Source organism: Bradyrhizobium sp. AC87j1 (assembly GCF_002936975.1).
GTDB classification, from domain to species: Bacteria; Pseudomonadota; Alphaproteobacteria; order Rhizobiales; family Xanthobacteraceae; genus Bradyrhizobium; species Bradyrhizobium shewense.
The window spans coordinates 1-559 of the sequence record NZ_PTFE01000284.1 but is presented as its reverse complement, the minus strand read 5'-3'; the positions used below and the strand labels follow the sequence as shown (position 1 = coordinate 559).

Genomic DNA, 559 nt, shown 5'->3' with positions numbered 1-559 from the left:
GTAAGACAATCCCTGGTATCGGCGCATTGGGTGCGACCGCTGTACTTGCCGCGATCGGTGATGGGCTGCAGTTTCGCAAGGCCCGCGACCTTGCTGCCTGGCTGGGGTTAGTGCCCAGGCAATACTCGACGGGCGGAAAACAGACGTTGCTTGGCGTCAGCAAACGCGGCAACCGTTATGTGAGAAAGCTTTTAGGGCATGGCGCGCGATCCTGCTTCCGGCATTTGGACCGGAGGCGCGATCGCCTCGGAAGCTGGCTCGACGGGCTCCAGGCTCGGATGCATCCGAACAAGGCCGTTGTCGCTCTAGCCGCCAAGATGGCCCGCATTGTCTGGGTGGTCTTGAACAAGCCTGGAGCTCTCTACGAACGCAGAGATCCTGCTTTCACCTGACGCTTCTGGCTTCGATTGCAAGGCTCGGGAACAGTGATGACGAAACAGTGGATCAACATGCCGTAAGCCCTGTGCAAAAAAGCGGGCTTCGTGCCCGAACCATTTATTGGGAACGGCGTGCGCGGATCTCATCATGGCCTGGCTGCAACCGCAGTCCACTCGCGAGA

1 protein-coding gene is annotated in these 559 nt (G+C 59.4%); it reads left to right on the top strand.

What is annotated here, in order from left to right; genetic code table 11:
- Nucleotides 1-392 (top strand): transposase (locus CV770_RS41340; protein ID WP_146101490.1); only part of this gene is annotated, 392 nt, incomplete at its 5' end.
- Between the last annotated feature and the right edge of the window lie 167 nt (nucleotides 393-559).